The organism is Pseudomonas sp. KU26590 (genome assembly GCF_026153515.1).
In the GTDB taxonomy this organism is placed as follows: domain Bacteria; phylum Pseudomonadota; class Gammaproteobacteria; order Pseudomonadales; family Pseudomonadaceae; genus Aquipseudomonas.
The window spans coordinates 5,590,744-5,607,917 of record NZ_CP110644.1; the positions used below are offsets into that span (position 1 = coordinate 5,590,744).

Genomic DNA, 17,174 nt, shown 5'->3' on the forward strand with positions numbered 1-17,174 from the left:
GCGCGCATTATGCGCACAAACGGCATGCATTCTCATCTGTGGCTGATTCTTAATGCAGAATCTGTGGGAGCGACCGGGATGGCGCTCCACCTTGCTCGAAGAGGTTGGTACATCCACTGGATATCCAGCGGCCGAGCGTCCGCCTTCGCGAGCTCACTTCCACAGATTTTGCGTTCGCCGAAGATCATGATCGCTGCGGAGATCCACTGCAGGAGCGACCGGGGTGGCGCTCCTACAGGTTTTGCGTTTGACGAAGATCTATATCGCTAGCTCACACAGCGACAGGATCAGAAGTGGAAGCTGGCACTCATCAGCGCGGTACGCCCGGCGGCCATGTGGGCGTAGTGGGTGCTGAAGACCTGATCGTAATAACGTTTGTCGGTCAGGTTTTGCACGTTCAGCTGCAGGTCGACGTTCTTGGTCAGCGCGTACGTGGCCATGGCGTCGTAGCGCCAGTAGGACGGCACTTCCACCGAGTTGGCTTCGTTGCCGAAACGCGAGTCGACGAAGGTCGCGCCGCCGCCCACGGTCAGCTTCGGCATGAGTTCGTAGGTCGACCAGAAGTTGAAGCTGTTGCGCGGCGTGCTCGGCATGTGATTGCCCTCATCCGCCTTGCTGGTCGCGCTGACGATCTCGCTCTCCATGTAGGTGTAGCCGCCGTAGACTTTCCATTTGCCGGTGATGTTGCCGCTGTAGGTCAGCTCCAGGCCGTCGACACGCTGCTCGCCGTCCAGCACCTGGAACGTCGCGTTATCAGGATCGGTCACCCGCGCGTTGGTCTTCTCGGTGCGAAACAGCGCAGCCGTCAGCGATAGGTTGTCGTCGAAGAAATCCCACTTGGTGCCCAGCTCGTAGTTGCGGTTCTTCTCCGGATCGAGGTTGGCGTTGTTCGCCGCGATTTCCAGACCGCCATTGCCGCTGGTCTCACCCGACGGGTTGCTGGACGTCGACCACGCCGCGTAAATGCTGCCGTTCGGCAGTGGCTTGTAGGTCACGCCGATCTGGTAATTCCACAGCTGACTGGTGTTCTCACGCTTGAAGCTGCCCGCGACCGAGCCACGGCCACCGGTGCTGTAACCGCTGGAGCGCACGTCGTAATCGTCATAACGCAGGCCGAGGTTCAGGGACCACTGCTCGTTGAATTTCAGCGTGTCGAACACATACGCCGCACTGGTCTTGGTGTCGGTATCGGTGTACGCCAGGCTGTCGGTGATGGTGCCGTTCCAGTCGTCGTTCGGCGACGGGTTGGCCAGGCTGGTGCAGTCAGCCGACGCCAGCAGCGCTGCGTTACAGGTCGAGCCAATGGTGCCGCCGCTGGCGCTGAGCACGTTGTAGCCGCGGTTGTGGGTGTCCTGATACGAAAACTCGAGACCGGTCACCAGGCTGTGCTGAATGAAACCGGTGTCGAATTTCGCCTGCAGATCGGTCTGGTTGACGAAGCCGCTGGAGGTGGAATTGCGGCTCTTCGCCGACCGCGAGACCAGACCTCTGGCGACGTTGCCGCGGCTGTCGTCCGGGTTGGTGACGATGTAATCCAGGGTCGAGCGCGACATGCGGAAGCTGTTGGAGATCGTCAGGTTGTCGTTAAGGTCGTGCTCGAGGCGGATCGTGCCGCTGTCGTTGACGCTCTTGCGGTAGTCGCGGTCGGTCAGGCCGTAGAAGTTGTTTTCGTTGACGTGGGCCGGCCTGTCGACCACGTACTGGCTGCGGCCGGTGGTGTTGGTCAGCGGGATGCCGTAGTCGGGCATGTCGTCGGTGGACAGGTGGTAGTAGTCGACCTTGACCCGCGTGTCGGTGCCCAGACCGAACGCGAACGAAGGCGCGACGCCCCAGCGGCTGTTGTCGACATCGTTGCGGCCGGCGACATTGGAATCATGCTTCATCAGGTTCAGGCGGAACGCCGAGGTGTCGGTCATCTGCTTGTTGACGTCCAGGGTGTAGCGCTGGGTCTGGTCCGAACCGAAGGTGTAGCCGCCGTTGAAGGCATCGCCCAGGTGGGCGCCTTTGGTGACGAGGTTCAGGCTGCCACCCGTGGATCCTGCGCCGGTGAAGGCCGAGCCCGGGCCCTTGCTGACCTCGACGGATTCGACGTTGAAAATCTCCCGACTTTGCGCCGCCACGTCGCGCATGCCATCCACGAACACGTCGCTCTCTGCGTTGAAGCCACGAATGATCGGGCGATCGGCATTCGGGTTACCGCCCTCGCCCGCACCAAAGGTAATGCCGGGGGTGGTGCGCAATGCGTCAGTCAGGCTCGTGGCCGCGGTGTCACGAATCACTTGCTGCGGAATAACCGTCACGCTTTTCGGCGTCTCGCGCAGCGGCGCGGTGTACTTTTTCGAGGCAGACTCTTCGGTCTTGTAAGCCGTGTCGGCTCGCTCTCCGTCAATGTTGGTGGCCCCCAGATTCAGAGCATCCGATGAAGGTTCCGCAGCCTGCGCCATATGGGCGGCTGACATCGCTGCAAGGGCGACGCTGACGGCGCCGACGATGGAGCGCTGCGAAGGTGCGGTAACCGGTTGTGCTTGGCGCGACATTTTCCTTCCCCAAGGAAACAATAAGGCGGCGGAATATAGTTGAGACTGCTTCGCATTCGCAGAAAACTTACATTCTTTACACTTTTCCATTACTCAATTTTCACATCTGCCCATTCACGCGCGCAGGAGACGTTTTACACAGCCAATAAGAATCACTATCATCCGCCGCTTCATTCTTCCCGCAGGTCGCGACTCATGCTCCTACATATCCCCGGTCTGTTTTCACCCGAGGAGGTGCGACGCATCCGTCAGGCGCTGGAAGAAACTGAATGGGCTGACGGTAAGATCACCGCCGGGCACCAGTCGGCGAAAGCCAAGCACAACCTGCAATTGCCGGAAGGCCATCCGCTTGCCGTGGAGATTGGCGCAGCGATGCTCGAACGCTTGTGGCAGAACCCGCTGTTCATGTCCGCCGCCCTGCCCCACAAAGTCTTCCCGCCCTTGGTGAATTGCTACACCGGCGGGGGCAGTTTCGACTTTCACATCGACAACGCCGTGCGTCAGGCCAAGGGCAGCGCCGAGCGTGTGCGCACCGATCTGTCATCGACGCTGTTCTTCAGCGATCCAGAGGATTACGACGGTGGCGAACTGGTGATCCAGGACACCTTCGGCACCCGTCAGGTGAAGCTGCCAGCGGGTGACCTGCTGCTGTATCCAGCCAGCAGTCTGCACAAGGTCAACGCCGTGACACGGGGCGCGCGGTATGCCTCGTTCTTCTGGACCCAGAGCCTGGTGCGTGACGATGGCCACCGCACGCTGCTGTTCGAAATGGACGCGGCCATCCAGCGACTCAGCCGCGACGTGCCTGATCACGCCTCGCTGCTTCAACTCACCGGCACCTATCACAATCTGCTACGGCAGTGGGTCGAGGTCTGAGTCATGACCTGGAATCTGCGACGTGAAGAGGTGCTCGATGGCGACCAGTTGCGCGCCATGCTTGAAGACAGCCCGGCCAGTGCCGCACGGGCGATTCTGATTGCGGCGCAGGCTAATATCGTCGACGCCCAGGCGCTGCTCGGACAGATCCTGCTCGACGGCACCGGCATTGAGCGCGACCCGGCGCTGGCGCTGGTCTGGTTTCAAATCGCCGCCCGTCACGGCCATCCCATGGCGCAGAACATGGCCGGCCGTTGCCATGAACATGGATGGGGCTGCGAGCCGGACGTTGCAAAGGCTGCCGAGCATTATCGTCTCGCCGCCGAGGCCGGGCTGGATTGGGGCTTTTACAACTACGGCAATCTTCTGGCGACCGGACGTGGCGTCAATAAAGATCAGGCTCGCGCGCTGGCGTGCTATCGCAAGGCGGCAGAACTGGGCCATGCCAAGTCGATGAACCTGGTGGGGCGTTATCTGGAAGAGGGTCTTTGCTGCGATCAGGATCTGGCTGGCGCTTACGACTGGTACCAGCGTTCGGCCGAAGGCGGCGACTTTCGCGGGCAGTTCAGTTACGCCGCAGTCTTGGCCGAACAAGGTCGTATCCAGGAGGCCGTTGAATGGCTCGAGATCGCGCTGAGCATCGGCAACCTTAAATTCCTGCGCGTCAGTCGCCAGGTCCTCTTGCACGCAGTCCACCCGGAAATTCACAGGTTGGCGCTGGATTACCATGCCAAAGCGGCACACCTTGGGGACGAAACGGACGCTGCGACCTATCGTGACCTCTTGAACGCTCTTTAATGGGCAATTGTAAGTTCTGCTTTCTAATACAGACCAATGAAACCCTCGCAACGCTTCGAACGTGCTGGTTTCAGGGAGTTAGTCAGTAGTAACCTGTGAGCCGCTGGAATCTTCCTACAGATTCAAACTACTTTTCCACTTTGACCTCCCCAAGAGTACAACTTACTCTCTTCTTCGTGCAGGTAACTTACCCGCCTGCATCCGGAGTGCAAGAAGCCCCGGACCAGTAACGCGACATCATTAAAGGAATAATGATATGTCTCAATCAGAACAAGACCTTATCACCGTCGCAGCGACGGCGCCTGAGGCACTTTTCAGTTCATCCGTTGCAACACCTGAAACCGATACTCGGGACACCGGTCTGATCTTGACCAAAGATCAGATCAAAAGTCTCAAGAAATATGAAATCGCCGGACTGGCCCTTCCGACCGAACTAAAAGACGTCATCGCCTATCTGGGCTATGAAAGCGGTGCTGGTAAGGGCCTGGAGGCCACGGACTTTCAGGAGACGTTCCAACTCGTCAATGGTCACGCCAGACTGTGGAATCCATTGCGCACGGATATGCTGACCGTCAACACCAAACTGGCGGTGTTCGCCGAATCAGTTGGAACCTATCACGAGGCCATGGAGGACGTTTTCAAAAGCATAAAGGCATTGGAACTGGTCGACGAACACGGTATCAACACACTTGAAGATCTGCGCAAATTCGAAATCAACTCGGGGATAACATTCCCCGACATCAAAGCACTAGACCGCAGTGATCTCGGTTATTTCCTGGATCAAATACTTGAAAAAATAAAGGAGCAGGCGATCGAAGCAACTCGAATCAAAGAGCGGCTGAAAACATTCGGCGAGGCATTAGACGGGAAAGTGCTCTTTGGCATCAAGCAAAAACTGTCTCTCATGGACAACCATTCCGTGGGCAGTGAAATCAAAGCGCTGCAGGTAAAAATTGATGAACGCTCAACGGCCATCGACGACAAGAACAAAGAATACAAAGAACTTGTGATGCAAGCCGTCGGCTCTGTCTTCGGCAATTTGGCCATGCTGATCTACTCCAGCGTCGAGGCTGAGAAAATCCGAAAGGAACGTAACAGGCTCTCCAATGAACAGGAGAAGGACATCGCGCTGATGGACCAGAAAAACAGGATTCTGGCGTCGCTGGGTCGTGTACGAATGGACTTTCAAAACCTGGATCTGGTTGTGATCGATGCCGACATCGCCACCAAAAACCTGATCACCGTCTGGAACTCGCTTCACACATTCATCGCTGCTTCCGCCACCGAAATCAAGGATATCCACGATGGGCTCTCCATGCGCAGATTCCGTAACCAATTCAACCTGGTGGTCAAACCTTGGGAAACCATCAAAGTCGATGCCAAAAAATTAGAAGGCGTGTTTGCAGCAGCCGACCGCGAATTCAAAGAAGAATACGGAGTTTAAAATGAACACTATTGCTCAATTCCCAGGCAGCATCGAATACCCAATGCTGAACCCGCAAGCGTTTCGACAGGCGAAAACCAAGGCGAATGAGGCAACCATTGAAGTTAAAAGGTTGTTCATTCAGACACAGTACCTCCCGTCTTTGCACAGCCGAATCTCTGGCCAGGACCAAGCGCTGCGTACTGCTGATTTCCAGCTGCGTGAGACCGTCAACTCACTGGAAAGCGAAACAAACAGGCAGGTTGATGCGCTTCGATACCTGCAATCCGAGTTACGCAACCCACCTGAGTCCGACCATGAAGACATCATCGAAGACATTGGTAAACGGGTCCAGACCATCATAGGGTACGTAAGCGAAAAAGAGCAGGTACTCAAAAGCTTGATTCCTGCCATGGCCGCCCCGATTGATCGCACGGCCACGGACAAATACATCACTCAGTTCGAAGCGGATCAGGCACGCCTGCCGACAGAAGTACTTGAAATCACAGAACGTCAAAACGCGCTGGACGCAAAACGCAAGGCGCTGACGGAAGCGATGGCGCTGATCGAAGCCAAAGGCTTCACCCAGATCGCCAAAGATACAGCGCTGAGCGCTCAGGAAATCACCAAACTGGGAATGGCCACGCCCGAGGTGATGGCGGTAGAGGCGGCTATTAATGTGGCTTTGCAGGTATTGGAAAGGGCCGAGAGCCTGATCAATTATGTGGGCATGATTGAAGCTCGTGACAGGCTGCGCAAACAGATCAATGACCTGATCGAGCGCGCGCTTGCGAAGAAAGAAGAGCTGCGTCTGGTCTCGTGGAAAAAAGATCTGGTGACCGAATCCCATCGTTTCGACGACCACCGAGCGCAGTACGTTGCCGAATACGAAAAGTGCGTCACGGCTTCCCGCTCCTTCCTGAGTACCCATAGCAACGTCAATGGCGCCGATCAGGACGGGGTCGCTCAATTTGCCGCGGACGTACTGTCGCTGGCGAAACATTTGAAGGTCATGGCCTGATTTCATCCCCGATAATGCGCAACACTGCGGCCGGGAGGTTCAAGGATGTTCGTCCCGGCCTCATGCCCGGAGTGTGCTGGTCATAACAGCGCTCTCCGTGGCACCTCATTTCTTTAAAGGATTAACGACATGAAATCATCCGAACCACTGGATGACGCCCCCATTCGCGATGAGAAACTTGACTTGGCGGAGCGGCTGCCCGGTACGTTGATTTCCGCTGCAGCGGGCACGTCAGAAGGCGCCGTTCGTGCGCCTGGGCTCATTCTTACGACAGAGCAATTGATTGATTTGAAGCGTTATGAAACCCGCGGTCTCGCAGTTCCAACGGCACTCAACGATGTCATTTTTTACCTTGGCTACGAGACCGGCGCGGGCCCGCATCTGGAAGCCCGGGACTTCCAGACGACTTTCAATCGTATTCATCAACATGCGTTGCAATGGAACCCGCTTCGCACCGATCTGATGAATGTCGGCAGCGAACTCTGGGTTTTCGCCGATCAGATGCTGGTTTACGCAAACGGAGTACGACACCTCTATAACGAGATCAAGGCCACGTCGTCCGAAAAGCTTGATCCGAAAGATCAGGCGGAGTTTTTGCAGTACATCCAGCAGGTCGCATCGCTCGTTCTGCAGCGTCGAAATGTAACCGAGTTACTCAAGCGCCGGCTCAATGCCTTCGCTCAAGAATTGTCGGCCGAAGTGATGCCCGAGGTACGGCTCAAGCTACGGAGCATCGACACCAGTAAGTTGCCAACCGACATTAAAGCGCTGATAGACGTCGTCGATAGACGGAGTGCTGACATTGAAGATAAGCAGCGTGAATACACGGCGCTGGTCCAAAAGTCCGCCGGTGACAGTATCGCTGTACCCGCATTGGGGCTTTATCGCAGCGCCGAGGCAGATAAAGTGCGCAAACAGATAAGCGCACTGCGTCAGCAACAGGAGGCCAGCGTTATTCTGCTTGAGCAGAAAAACAGGATTCACGGCTCACTTCATCGCGTTCGCAGTGATTGGCATGACTTGACACGGGTCATTCTGGATGCAGACATCGCTACTCAAAACATGGTTGTTGTGTGGAACGGCCTACATACCTACCTGACTCATTCGGTTCAGGAAGCAGGAAGAATCGACAGCGCGCTGTCCCTGCGTCGCCTCTTGAATGCTTTCAACCTCGTGGCCCAACCCTGGGCTCAAATAAAACGCGACGCGGACACCTTACTCAAGGTGTTCAAAGAAGCAGACCGTGACTTCCGCAAGAATCATGGACATCAATGACCTAGCGAATTCGAATATTCAGGATCACGCAAAATGCCAAGCCACCTTGCAGTGGCAACGCATCGGGTTCGCGCTGTAACGCCATGGAGGGCGAAAAATGACAACACATCTCATCGAGTACGACGACGTCGCTTATCTGGGCTTCAACATCGGCTATCTGGAAAAGCTTCCCCAACATATTGAAGCCTTCAAAATCAAACTCGGTTTGGTGCCTGAGGCCGAATACGGTAAATACAAAGAGCCCGCGATGGATCAGGTCGTCGCCACCGCGCGGCAAGGCAGCCCGCTGTGGCACAGCAGCGCGAAGCAGATTCGCGCGCTCCATCAGGACACCCAAAAGACACTGGCCGACATGATCGCACTGCTGGACAGCAATCCGTTTGACAGCCGAATCGCGCAGCTCACGCAGGATATGCTGCGCCACGAGGCAGCGTTCAAGCGGCAACAGGCGGAATGCGACCGCATCATCGAATGCGCCACGCAGACCATTCCACGGTTCATGGACTTCATGCACGTGAGGGCCTATGAATACGCGGAACGCAAAGGGCTGCTGGTCAAAGGAACGTCCAGCAACGTACCAGGAACGCTTAACAGCGCGGTGACGGACGAGAGCAGTCTCGCTTCGGCAAGAAGCAGCCTGGAATGGCATCGTCGCGCCTACAACACGGCGATCCTCTCGGCGGGGAATATGGGGGCCTATTGTTCGCGGCTGTCCGGCCTGTTGAACGCCACCGTCCTGGAGATCCGCACGCTGAAGGCCAATCAACCTGCGCGGCGCATGACTGTGTCGTGTCAATCAGCGGCCAGCTCGGCACGCGAGGCCCAGCGCCTGATCGATTACACCTTCGACAACATTCTTCGATTCGTTATTTGAAGCGCAAAAAAAAAGCGGCACCCTACTGGGAGCCGCTTATTGCTACAGCAGACGCTTAAACGTAGAACGATTTCAGCGGCGGGAAGCCGTTGAATTCAACAGCGCTGTAGCTGGTGGTGTACGCACCGGTGGACAGCCAGTACAGGCGGTCACCGATAGCCAGGTTCAGTGGCAGGCCGTACTTGTAGTTCTCGTACATGATGTCGGCGCTGTCGCAGGTCGGGCCTGCAATGACCACTTCTTCCATTTCGCCTTTCTTCTCGGTCCAGATCGGGAACTTGATGGCTTCGTCCATGGTTTCGATCAGGCCGGAGAACTTGCCCACGTCCGTGTAAACCCAACGCTCGACGGCAGTACGGGATTTGCGCGACACCAGCACCACTTCGCTGACCAGAATACCGGCGTTGGAGATCAACGAACGGCCCGGCTCCAGAATGATTTCCGGCAGGTCGTCACCGAAGTCTTCTTTCAGGTAGCGAATGATTTCCTCGGCGTAGGTTTCCAGGCTGTTGGTGCGGGTGATGTAGTTGGCGGGAAAGCCGCCACCCATGTTGATCAGCTTGAGAACGATGCCGTCTTCTTCTTTCAGACGCTCGAAGATCACTTTTACTTTGGCGATCGCGGCGTCCCAGACGCTGATGTCACGCTGCTGCGAACCGACGTGGAAGGAGATGCCGTAGGGCACCAGGCCCAGTTCGCGGGCGAGGATCAAAAGGTCCATCGCCATGTCGGTCTGGCAGCCGAATTTGCGTGACAGCGGCCAGTCAGCCGTGGTCGAGCCTTCAGTGAGGATACGCACGTAGACTTTCGAGCCCGGCGCGGCCTTGGCGATGTTGCGCAGGTCCGCTTCGGAGTCGGTTGAGAACAGACGCACGCCCTTCTCGTAGAAGTAGCGGATGTCCTTGGATTTTTTGATGGTGTTGCCGTAGCTGATGCGATCCGGGCTGACGCCGCGATCCATCACTTTGTCCAGCTCGTAGATCGAGGCGATGTCGAAGCTGGAGCCTTTTTCCTTGAGCAGGTCAATGACTTCAACGGCCGGGTTGGCTTTCACGGCGTAGTAGATGCTGGCAAATTCGAAGCCTGCACGCAGGTCGTCGTAGGCCTTGCCGATCATCGCGGTGTCGATGACCACAAATGGGGTTTCTTGCTTGTCGGCAAACGCCTTCATTTTTTCGAAGGTGCTTTTCTCGAAATAGTCTTCGACCTGGATCGACATGCGGGGACTCCTGTTGGCAAACGGTAAAAAACAATGGGTGTGAGCACGCGGCTCGTGAACGTCCTCCGTATCCCCACTTTGGTTCGCCTACTTCCCAAGGCTGCTCGGCCGAAAGCAAAAAGGCCATGGGAACGCTCTGTCCCGTGGCCTTGCTGTCTCGTCGTCAGTACTTGAGCCGGATGGATCGTTTCCAGCATGGACGTTCGGCGCGAACTGTAGGACCTGAGGGGCCGGAGATCAACTAAAAATGTCGCGTTTCTGCCCGTTTTTGCCAGACGGGAATTCCACGCGCGTTCAATCAACCCGTAGTAACCGACCGATGTGACAGGGTGATGTTCCCGGTGGGTGGCAAATGGGCAATCCGTCACGAAAGCCACCTGTCCGTCAGACATCGGCTACCTGATCACCTGAAATGCCCTACGCACCGGATCTCTCTCCCCCACGTATCCCATTGATCCTGATCACTAGGGTTGGCGTCCATTCGCTTCGCTCGAACTGTACGAGGCGCTGAATCAACCTGACCAAGGATCAAAGTCATGCACAAGACTGCCTATTCCCCGCTGTACAACAATGACGTCACCTCCGAGTACCTGCGTGATCTGGATCGACCGCCCTTTTCGGGAGAGGCGCTGACCACGTTCAGTCCGGCAGCGCTGGCTCAGGTGAGAGAGAGTGAGGCTTACAAGCAAGCCCACCCCTGCACCGGCATTTTCCGGGTGGCGGCGGAAGGCAGCCAGACCCGCGATGGCGGTGTGATCGTGAGAGGCGCCCTTGGCGTGGAGTTCAGACTGGCGGACGGAAGCAAGGTCGCAGGTGCTCGCGTCGGTGACTGCGCCGTTTACCCCGATGGCACCATGGCCCAGGTCGTCACGGGTGCAGGAAAGGCGAACAGCCAAATGGCACTGGTGGGCAGCCGCTTGAGCAACGGCGACGAGATCATCAACACGTCGCAGGGTTCTCTTCTTCTGCTCCAGCGCAAGGATGTCGCCTGGCCGGATGACTTTCTGCCCGACGTGGAGAATTGAAGCATGACAATCTTCGATATCAACGGCCGGGAGCAAGGCCTCGACGGCGACCTAACCACCACCGGCGCCATCTGCCACGCCAGCCTTGTTCAAACTTCGCTGGAAGATGGCCGCATGGCATTGCGGCTCGGCGACAAGACCAGCTCCTGCGGCGTGTGTGGGCAAGTTGGCGAAATTGTCGAAGGGGACGACAGCTTCACGTGGGATGGCATTCCGACCGCCGTGCACGACGCGCTTGTGTTGTGCGCATGTCCGCCGGGCACCAATCGATTGATTGCCTCGCGGTCAGGACGCGCGGGGGCCAGTCGAGCGGCACCGGACGCCCCTGCGGCGCCACACCCCACTATGCCCACGCCGAATACCCTGTCTTCTCTTTATCCACACACCACTCCGGCGCCGGGGAAAATCTTCGCCCGTGCGTTCGCCATCCGCGACAGCGAAACGGGGCAGCCCCTCGCGAACCGCACATTCACGGCGACGGTGGATGGTCAGCAAAAGTCGGGTACCACCGACAGCAGCGGAATGGCGCGCGTTGAGGGTTCTTCAGCAGATTCTGTCGTTTCCCTCCACGTCATGTTCCGCTCGCCCGCGCGCGAGTTGAACGAGCTTGCGGGAATGACGACGCGGGAAGTGACCACTACGACGCGGGTCGAGACGTTGATCCACGGGGATACGCCCAAGCCCATGGTGATCACCGTGAATGATCGGGCCGCGACGCGCGAGGCGATCATTCGGAAGGTGCGTGAGTTGGGGCATGGGTTTGTTGAGCGGTCGGAGTGGCATGCGCAGCCGCCTAAAAAGGCTTTGGTTCGAGACTGGGACTACACAATGATCGCGCTTCATCACGCAGGGAGGAGTTATTCCTGCGGGGAGGGTGCGAACCAAATGCAAGAAGCGCTAAGAACACATCTTGAGGAGAAAAAATTCGATGACATCGGCTATCACTTTGGAATCGACTGCTCGGGCATTGTTTATGAGGGTAGAGATATTCGATTTAAAGCATCAGGTGTTGAGTTATACAACACTGCCGTGATCAGCATTGTATTGCTCAACAACCTGACCACGACCGAAGAAGGAGGAGGCCCCACTGCATGGGGAAGAAGCGTGCTGGACGCCATCGGTTTTAGTACCACCAATGAAATCCCGCTCCAACAGGCTGATGCGACCTTAAATCTCGTCAATGCGTTGAAAAGCGTTTTCAACATCACCCGACTGGGTGGTCATAAAGAATTTCCACGCCAGAAAGCCAATGGGAAAATCTGTCCGGGAAATATTGGGATGACCCTCGTCAATTTAATTAGACTCAAAACTTCCTTGAACAGGCCCCCTGAAGCATGAAAAAAATCTCGCTCATAATCGCGTTATTAATTCCACCACTCCTTTTTTTGGGCTTTTACCAAACACGATGGATAGAAGACGATCAGTTGACATTTTTCATTAAAAAACGCCCAACCTACAAAATCAGCTTCATCAATGTATTTCGCAGTGATCATGAGGATAACTGGAATGGATATCTGGAGACCGAGGAGCGACAGTACGCCATCGATTTTTGCAAATATTACGTAGGTTTTGATACTCCCATAAATACGATGGACGACTTTCACAAGTGCAAGCAAATTTACGAACTCACCGAAACGCATGATTCTCCGGTATCAGTGCGAATCTACTGAATCATAATCATGACGAGTGCGTCGCCATTGACCTGCAACCCGCCTAACCAATCTCGGGCGAATCCGTTGCTACGCCCCCTTAAAAATCTATGAATACCGTAAGCGATACGAATCTTGGGTTCACCTACAAACATGCATTCTGGTTGCTTGTAGCGGTTTTGATTTTCAATGCATCGTTCGGCGACTTTTTTGAATTCGGAAGCGACGCTGATGAGGTGGTTTTGAAACGGCAGCTCCCTCAGGGCGACTGGCTATATATCACCCGTTACGGTGCGATGGTCACTGACATGGACACTTTACGATTCTTTATCAGCAAGCCGCTTGACGGTAATGATGCAGACTTACTCAAAAAACTTAATAAAGGGGGTGAATTCCTGATCACGGACAGCGCTTTGGAAAACGTAGTAATTCAAGAAACACCCGATGGCGTAGCCATAACGCTGAAAGGTGCGGTCTACCTCTATTTCAGTGAAGAGTATGTTACTGAAGGAGATCAGTTAAGAAGTTATCGGATTACGCTGACGCAACTTGGTAGCGCAACGAGGGACTAGTATAAATCCCACCACAATTGCTTGCCCCCACCGTGTATAACCGCTTCCACAGGACAGTGCATTTTACCTGTAGAAGCGAGTTCATTGACGCAGAGCCAGCCCGGGCACCAAAGCACCCAGGCCCTTCACCTCAACTCAACGCAGCCTGTTCCACCAACTCAGCCGGCGAAACAATGCTGGTCTTCATCCCGCGCGACTGGCCGGAGCTCAGGTAAGCCGCGATGGATTCCTGCGTCACTTCACCCAGGAACACATTCTCGGCATCCAGCACCGGCAGCCACGAGCGGTTGAACTCGTACATGCGTGACAGCAGGATGCGCAGGTGTTCGTCGTAGGCGGCGGTGGCGTTGAACGGGCGCAGGTATTGGTCGCACGTGCCGGCCTGACGGTGCAGGTCGCGGCGGCGGACGTAGCCCATCGCCTTGTTTTCGGCATCGGTGACCACAACGTAGCGGCGGTCGTTTTCGTCCATGATTTCCAGCGCATCGGCGACTGGGGTTTCCGGGCTCACGGACGGCGCGTTGTCCGCCGCGTCTTCGGCTTTGACCAGCAACAGGCGCTTGAGCGTACTGTCCTGGCCGACAAAGTTGCTGACGAAATCATCTGCCGGGTGCGCCAGCAGGGTGTCCGGATGGTCGATCTGCAGCAGTTTGCCGGCGCGGAAGATGGCGATCTTGTCGCCCAGCTTGATGGCTTCGTCGATGTCGTGGCTGACCATGATCACGGTCTTGTTCAGCGCGCGCTGCATCTCGAAAAACTCGTTCTGGATCATCTCGCGGTTGATCGGGTCGACCGCACCGAACGGCTCGTCCATCAGCAGCAGAGGCGCGTCTGCGGCCAGCGCACGAATCACGCCGATGCGCTGTTGCTGACCACCCGACAATTCGCGCGGGTAGCGATGCAAATACTGCTTGGGTTCCAGCTTGATCATGCTCATCAGTTCGCGGGCGCGGTCGTGGCATTTCTGCTTGTCCCAACCGAGGAGCTTGGGCACGACCACGATGTTTTCTTCGATGGTCATGTTGGGGAACAGGCCGATCTGCTGGATCACGTAGCCGATGTTGCGGCGCAGGGTGACTTCGTCCAGGCCTGTAGTGTCCTCGCCATTGATCAGCACTTTGCCGGAGGTCGGCATGATCAGGCGGTTGATCATTTTCAGCGTTGTACTTTTGCCGCAGCCCGACGGACCCAGGAACACACAGATCTCGCCTTCATTGACGGTCAGGCTCACTGAATCGACGGCCTTCACTTCCTTGCCGTTGCTCTGGAAGGTCTTGGAAAGATTTTGCAGTTCGATCATGGTTTTGACAGTCATTTGAGCAATCCTTTTGGAGTCAGCGAGCGTTGCAGCCATTGCAGAAGCAGGTCGGCAAAGATGGCCAGAATGCTGACCAGTACGGCGCCGACAATCAGCATCGACATATCGCTGCGGCTGATAGAGGCAAGAATAAGTACACCCAGACCACCGGCACCGATGGTCGCGGCGATGGTCATGACGCCGATGTTCATCACCACGGCGGTGCGTACGCCGGCGAGGATCACCGGCACGGCAATCGGCAGCTCGACCATGCGCAAGCGCTGGCCGAAGGTCATGCCGATGCCTTTCGCGGCTTCGCGGATACCTGGATCAACGCCCGTGAGGGCCAGATAGGTGTTACGCATGATCGGCAACAGCGAATAGAGGAACACCGCTGTGATCGCTGGCAATGGGCCAAGGCCCTGACCGAACTTCGAATAAAACGGCAGCAGCAAGCCAAACAGGGCAATCGACGGGATGGTCAGCAGCACGGTAGCGCTGGCCTGCAAAGGCCCGGCGAGGCTCGGAAAGCGCGTCATCAACACGCCCAAGGGCACGCCGACGACAATCGCCAACGTCACCGCAATGCCGACGAGGGTGATGTGCTGCAGGGTCAGGTGAAACACCTGGTTCCAGTCCATATGGGAGAAAACGCTGAGGAAGCTCATGGTTTCCCCTCCTGTTTTGCTGCCGTCGCCGGCGGGACCGGCACGCTATCGGCAGAAGGATTGATCGGGTGCGAACGCAGGAAGTCAGAGGCCACGGTCGCCAGGTTTTCATGGTCGACGTCGATACGCGCGTTCAACCCGCGCATGGTCTTGTCATCCAGCAATGCCGCGAGCGGCTTGAGCTGCTCGGCCAGCTGCGGATGCTTGTCCAGGTAGTCCTTGCGGATCACTGGCGCGGCGGTGTAGTCCGGGAAATAGTGCTTGTCGTCTTTGAGCACCTTCAATTTGAAGGCATCCAGACGACCGTCGGTGGTGTAAACGAGCCCTGCAAACACCTGCCCGTTGCGCAGCGCGGTGTAGACCAGCCCTGCATCCATCTGACGGGTGTTTTCACGGCTCAGGTTCATGTCGTAGTGCTTGACCATGCCCACCAGACCATCGGAACGGTTGGCGAACTCGGTGTCGAGCGCAACGATGTGTCCTTCCTTCGCCTCATCCTTGAGGATGGCGGTCAGATCGGACATGGTGTTGACCTGCGGGTACTTCTGCGCAATTTTGTCAGGCAGGGCCAGCGCGTAGGTGTTGTTGAACCTGGACGGAGAAAGCCAGATCAGGCCCCTCTTCGCGTCCAGTTCCTTTACCCTTTGGTAGGTCTGATCGCTGTCGAGTTTTTCATCGACATGGTTGTAGTTCACCAGCGAAACGCCGGTGTATTCCCACAACATGTCCAACTGGCCGGACTCTTGGGCACTGCGCGCCAAGCTGCTGCCCAGACCGCCGGTGACCTGAACGTCATAGCCCTTCTCACGCAGATACTGCGCGGTGATTTCGGCCAGCAGCGCCTGTTCGGTAAAGACCCGTGCGCCAACGCGCAATACCGGTCTTTCAGGGGTGCTGTCGGCCGCCTGGACGAATCCAGACAGCGCCAGGCACGCGCCCATGATCAATGTGCATAACTTCTTCATACCAATTCCTTTCTCAGCGGGGCTCGACTTATCGAGCCAGGCCGCGTTCCAGCCAGAGACGGCTTGCCAGGGTCACGGCGCCATCGAGCAGCAGCGCCAGCAACGCAGTACACGCGGCGCCCAGCACCAGTTGCGGCTGATTGTTCAGGGCGATGCCGGGGAAAATCAGGCTGCCCAGGCTGTTCGCGCCAATGAGGAACGCCAGTGGCGCGGTCCCGACGTTGATCGCCAACGCCACGCGCACACCGCCGATGATGATCGGCACGGCATTGGGCAACTCGACACGCCACAGCACCTGACGCGGCGTCATGCCGATGCCGCGCGCGGCTTCTTTGAGGGAACCCTGAACGTTTTTCAGGCCTTCGTAGGTGTTGCGCACGATGGGCAACAACGAAGCGAGGAACAAAGCGAAGATCGCCGGACCGCTGCCGATGCCCAGAATACCCAGAGCGATGGCCAGCACGGCGAGAGGAGGAACGGTGTTACCGATGTTGAAGATCTGCATGAAGCGTTCGGCGCGGCCAACCATGTTCGGTCGGCTAAGGACAATGCCGGTCGGGATCCCGACCACCAGTGCCGCCAGCATCGAAGCCAGCACAAGCCAGACATGGGCTTGCAGATAAAACAGCAGATCATCCTGATACTGCCTGATGGTACTGATGCCGATCCATTGGACCAGCAGGGCCAGGAGTGCGATGACAATCACACCTCCCAACAGCCCCTTGCCATAGCGATTTGCCACGGGCGGACTCCTTATTTCAGTCGGCGAACGTCTGGCGTGGAACTGGCCTTTCAGGCAGCACGCGAACGTTCGCGAAGAGCAGCGGGTGGGTCGCCGGAAAGGTTGATACCTCGGCGAAAACACAAGCCATGAGCGCAGCTTCGTCAAGCTAACTAGCTGATTTTGCAACCCTTGGCGTCTTGCGATACCTGGGAATGGACGTCTCCTTAACCGCAAAGGTTCCCACGTGCGAT

Annotated in this window: 16 protein-coding genes; 9 read left to right on the top strand and 7 right to left on the bottom strand. The window is 56.8% G+C overall.

What is annotated here, in order from left to right; genetic code table 11:
* Positions 1-287: 287 nt before the first annotated feature.
* Complete coding sequence (locus tag OKW98_RS24850) at positions 288-2,537, bottom strand: TonB-dependent receptor (protein ID WP_265387082.1); 2,250 nt, start codon at positions 2,535-2,537, stop codon at positions 288-290.
* Between the two features lie 195 nt (positions 2,538-2,732).
* Here OKW98_RS24850 and OKW98_RS24855 point away from each other — a divergent pair, with 195 nt between their 5' ends.
* The 6 genes from OKW98_RS24855 (at position 2,733) to OKW98_RS24880 (ending at position 8,804) form a co-directional block, all read left to right on the top strand.
* Positions 2,733-3,413, top strand: coding sequence for a Fe2+-dependent dioxygenase (locus tag OKW98_RS24855; RefSeq protein WP_265387083.1), 681 nt, complete (start codon positions 2,733-2,735; stop codon positions 3,411-3,413).
* A 3-nt stretch (positions 3,414-3,416) separates the two neighbouring features.
* The gene (locus tag OKW98_RS24860) at positions 3,417-4,211 is read left to right on the top strand and encodes a tetratricopeptide repeat protein (protein ID WP_265387084.1); all 795 of its coding nucleotides are present in this window, start codon (positions 3,417-3,419) and stop codon (positions 4,209-4,211) included.
* A gap of 256 nt (positions 4,212-4,467) precedes the next feature.
* Positions 4,468-5,655 carry an alpha-xenorhabdolysin family binary toxin subunit A gene (locus OKW98_RS24865; RefSeq protein ID WP_265387085.1) on the top strand — a complete coding sequence of 396 codons (1,188 nt, stop codon included), beginning with the start codon at positions 4,468-4,470 and terminating at the stop codon, positions 5,653-5,655.
* A gap of 1 nt (position 5,656) precedes the next feature.
* Entirely contained in the window at positions 5,657-6,655 is a 999-nt protein-coding gene (locus OKW98_RS24870; RefSeq protein ID WP_265387086.1) for an alpha-xenorhabdolysin family binary toxin subunit B, read from the top strand.
* A 129-nt stretch (positions 6,656-6,784) separates the two neighbouring features.
* Positions 6,785-7,930 (top strand): alpha-xenorhabdolysin family binary toxin subunit A, encoded by a 1,146-nt coding sequence (locus OKW98_RS24875; RefSeq protein ID WP_265387087.1) that lies wholly within the window; start codon positions 6,785-6,787, stop codon positions 7,928-7,930.
* 97 nt (positions 7,931-8,027) lie between these two features.
* Positions 8,028-8,804, top strand: coding sequence for a hypothetical protein (locus OKW98_RS24880; protein WP_265387088.1), 777 nt, complete (start codon positions 8,028-8,030; stop codon positions 8,802-8,804).
* A gap of 55 nt (positions 8,805-8,859) precedes the next feature.
* Here the strand turns inward: OKW98_RS24880 and OKW98_RS24885 are convergent, their stop codons facing one another.
* The gene (locus OKW98_RS24885) at positions 8,860-10,023 is read right to left on the bottom strand and encodes a type III PLP-dependent enzyme (RefSeq protein ID WP_074886578.1); all 1,164 of its coding nucleotides are present in this window, start codon (positions 10,021-10,023) and stop codon (positions 8,860-8,862) included.
* 536 nt (positions 10,024-10,559) lie between these two features.
* Here OKW98_RS24885 and OKW98_RS24890 point away from each other — a divergent pair.
* On the top strand, positions 10,560-11,048 hold the full coding sequence (locus tag OKW98_RS24890; protein ID WP_265387089.1) for a hypothetical protein: 489 nt from the start codon (positions 10,560-10,562) through the stop codon (positions 11,046-11,048).
* A gap of 3 nt (positions 11,049-11,051) precedes the next feature.
* On the top strand, positions 11,052-12,386 hold the full coding sequence (locus tag OKW98_RS24895) for an N-acetylmuramoyl-L-alanine amidase (protein ID WP_265387090.1): 1,335 nt from the start codon (positions 11,052-11,054) through the stop codon (positions 12,384-12,386).
* A 26-nt stretch (positions 12,387-12,412) separates the two neighbouring features.
* Here OKW98_RS24895 and OKW98_RS24900 read toward each other — a convergent pair whose 3' ends face one another.
* A complete protein-coding gene (locus OKW98_RS24900) occupies positions 12,413-12,688 on the bottom strand; it encodes a hypothetical protein (protein WP_265387091.1) in 276 nt (91 codons plus the stop codon).
* Between the two features lie 119 nt (positions 12,689-12,807).
* Here OKW98_RS24900 and OKW98_RS24905 point away from each other — a divergent pair, with 119 nt between their 5' ends.
* Positions 12,808-13,269: a hypothetical protein gene (locus OKW98_RS24905; RefSeq protein WP_074886583.1), complete on the top strand. Its 462-nt coding sequence runs from the start codon at positions 12,808-12,810 to the stop codon at positions 13,267-13,269.
* A gap of 130 nt (positions 13,270-13,399) precedes the next feature.
* On the opposite strand, the gene OKW98_RS24910 is transcribed toward OKW98_RS24905, so the two are convergent.
* From OKW98_RS24910 to OKW98_RS24925, 4 genes are read right to left on the bottom strand one after another with little or no spacing between them, the layout of a single operon-like run.
* A complete protein-coding gene (locus tag OKW98_RS24910) occupies positions 13,400-14,569 on the bottom strand; it encodes a betaine/proline/choline family ABC transporter ATP-binding protein (protein WP_108120962.1) in 1,170 nt (389 codons plus the stop codon).
* Between the two features lie 11 nt (positions 14,570-14,580).
* Positions 14,581-15,234, bottom strand: a complete 654-nt coding sequence (locus OKW98_RS24915) for an ABC transporter permease (protein ID WP_265387092.1) — start codon at positions 15,232-15,234, stop codon at positions 14,581-14,583.
* The gene (locus tag OKW98_RS24920; protein ID WP_416147672.1) at positions 15,231-16,199 is read right to left on the bottom strand and encodes a glycine betaine ABC transporter substrate-binding protein; all 969 of its coding nucleotides are present in this window, start codon (positions 16,197-16,199) and stop codon (positions 15,231-15,233) included. The genes OKW98_RS24915 and OKW98_RS24920 overlap by 4 nt, the downstream gene beginning before the upstream one ends.
* A gap of 28 nt (positions 16,200-16,227) precedes the next feature.
* Positions 16,228-16,941 (bottom strand): ABC transporter permease, encoded by a 714-nt coding sequence (locus OKW98_RS24925; RefSeq protein ID WP_074886589.1) that lies wholly within the window; start codon positions 16,939-16,941, stop codon positions 16,228-16,230.
* Positions 16,942-17,174: the final 233 nt, after the last annotated feature.

Excerpts from the sequence above, each read along its gene's own strand:
- OKW98_RS24850 (WP_265387082.1), bottom strand. The coding sequence starts at position 2,537 with ATGTCGCGCCAAGCACAACCGGTTACCGCACCTTCGCAGCGCTCCATC.
- OKW98_RS24855 (WP_265387083.1), top strand. The coding sequence starts at position 2,733 with ATGCTCCTACATATCCCCGGTCTGTTTTCACCCGAGGAGGTGCGACGC.
- OKW98_RS24860 (WP_265387084.1), top strand. The coding sequence starts at position 3,417 with ATGACCTGGAATCTGCGACGTGAAGAGGTGCTCGATGGCGACCAGTTG.
- OKW98_RS24865 (WP_265387085.1), top strand. The coding sequence starts at position 4,468 with ATGTCTCAATCAGAACAAGACCTTATCACCGTCGCAGCGACGGCGCCT.
- OKW98_RS24870 (WP_265387086.1), top strand. The coding sequence starts at position 5,657 with ATGAACACTATTGCTCAATTCCCAGGCAGCATCGAATACCCAATGCTG.
- OKW98_RS24875 (WP_265387087.1), top strand. The coding sequence starts at position 6,785 with ATGAAATCATCCGAACCACTGGATGACGCCCCCATTCGCGATGAGAAA.
- OKW98_RS24880 (WP_265387088.1), top strand. The coding sequence starts at position 8,028 with ATGACAACACATCTCATCGAGTACGACGACGTCGCTTATCTGGGCTTC.
- OKW98_RS24885 (WP_074886578.1), bottom strand. The coding sequence starts at position 10,023 with ATGTCGATCCAGGTCGAAGACTATTTCGAGAAAAGCACCTTCGAAAAA.
- OKW98_RS24890 (WP_265387089.1), top strand. The coding sequence starts at position 10,560 with ATGCACAAGACTGCCTATTCCCCGCTGTACAACAATGACGTCACCTCC.
- OKW98_RS24895 (WP_265387090.1), top strand. The coding sequence starts at position 11,052 with ATGACAATCTTCGATATCAACGGCCGGGAGCAAGGCCTCGACGGCGAC.
- OKW98_RS24900 (WP_265387091.1), bottom strand. The coding sequence starts at position 12,688 with ATGCGTTTCGGTGAGTTCGTAAATTTGCTTGCACTTGTGAAAGTCGTC.
- OKW98_RS24905 (WP_074886583.1), top strand. The coding sequence starts at position 12,808 with ATGAATACCGTAAGCGATACGAATCTTGGGTTCACCTACAAACATGCA.
- OKW98_RS24910 (WP_108120962.1), bottom strand. The coding sequence starts at position 14,569 with ATGATCGAACTGCAAAATCTTTCCAAGACCTTCCAGAGCAACGGCAAG.
- OKW98_RS24915 (WP_265387092.1), bottom strand. The coding sequence starts at position 15,234 with ATGAGCTTCCTCAGCGTTTTCTCCCATATGGACTGGAACCAGGTGTTT.
- OKW98_RS24920 (WP_416147672.1), bottom strand. The coding sequence starts at position 16,199 with ATGAAGAAGTTATGCACATTGATCATGGGCGCGTGCCTGGCGCTGTCT.